This is a genomic window from Verminephrobacter aporrectodeae subsp. tuberculatae At4, assembly GCF_000193225.1.
Classification (GTDB): Bacteria; Pseudomonadota; Gammaproteobacteria; order Burkholderiales; family Burkholderiaceae_C; genus Acidovorax; species Acidovorax aporrectodeae.
The window spans coordinates 1-1253 of sequence record NZ_AFAL01000162.1; the positions used below are offsets into that span (position 1 = coordinate 1).

Annotated in this window: 1 protein-coding gene and 1 pseudogene; both read left to right on the forward strand. The window is 69.0% G+C overall.

Annotation, left to right across the window (positions count from 1 at the left end; translation table 11 throughout):
• A pseudogene (locus VTU_RS25830) lies at positions 1–279 on the forward strand (D-Ala-D-Ala dipeptidase); the annotation flags it as partial.
• Positions 280–376: 97 nt separating this feature from the next.
• Positions 377–1253: tRNA dihydrouridine synthase DusB (gene dusB, locus VTU_RS0105490; protein ID WP_040892136.1), on the forward strand; the 877-nt coding region annotated here is incomplete at its 3' end.

Genomic DNA, 1253 nt, shown 5'->3' on the forward strand with positions numbered 1-1253 from the left:
GTGCAGCTGCGCGTGCTCGATGGCACGCAGGCCGGCCGGGTCGTGCGCGGGCCGCTGGCCGACGGCTACGCGGTGGACATGGGGACCCCGGCTGGGGCGCCAGCGGCGGGCGCGCCGACGGGCGCCAGCGGTTTCTCCCCCGACGTCCAGCACAATCGCCAGTGGCTGCGCGCGCTGATGGCGCGCCACCAGTTCTGCAACCTGCCTGACGCTTGGCGGCATTTCGCGCCGCAGGACGGAGCGGCTTCGGCGGGAGGCGCGGGATGTTCCGAACGGTAATTCCGCTCTGCGAGACAAGGGGTTCGCTGATTTTTTGGGCAGAAATATAATCCCGCCGTCTCGTTCATATATGCGCTGCCGCCCTGCCCCCTCTTCCATGCACATCGGTCACATTCCTTTGGCGAACCGCTTGTTCGTTGCCCCGATGGCGGGTGTCACCGACCGGCCGTTTCGCCAGTTGTGCAAGACCTTGGGCGCGGGGTACGCGGTGAGCGAGATGGTGACGGCGCGCAAGGATCTGTGGAGCAGCCTGAAGACCTCGCGCCGCGCGAACCATGAGGGGGAGCCGGGGCCGATTGCCGTGCAGATCGCCGGCACCGACGCGGCCATGATGGCCGAGGCTGCGGTCTACAACGTGGAGCGCGGCGCGCAGATCATCGACATCAACATGGGCTGCCCGGCGAAGAAGGTATGCAACAAGTGGGCGGGCTCGGCGCTGATGCGCGACGAGGCGTTGGCCGTCTCGATTGCCCAGGCGGTGGTGGCGGCCTGCGCGCCCTACAGGGTGCCCGTGACGCTGAAGATGCGCACCGGCTGGTGCCAGCAGCAGCGCAATGCCGTGCGGCTCGCGCGGCAGTTCGAGTCGGTGGGCGTCCAGATGCTGACCGTGCACGGCCGCACCCGCGAGCAGGGCTACCAGGGCCAGGCGGAGTACGAAACCATTGCCGCCGTGAAGGCCGCCGTGCAGGTGCCCGTGGTGGCCAACGGCGACATCACCACGCCCGAGAAGGCGCGCGACGTGTTCGCCGCGACCGGCGCGGACGCGATCATGATCGGCCGCGCCGCGCAGGGCCGGCCCTGGATTTTCCGCGAGGTCGGCCATTTCCTGGCCACGGGCGAACACCTCGCGCCCCCGCTGGTCGCTGAACTGCGGCGCGTGCTGCTGGAGCACTTGCAGGACCACTACCGCCTGTACGGCGAGCAGACCGGGGTGCGCAGTGCGCGCAAGCACATTGCTTGGTATTTGCGTGCGC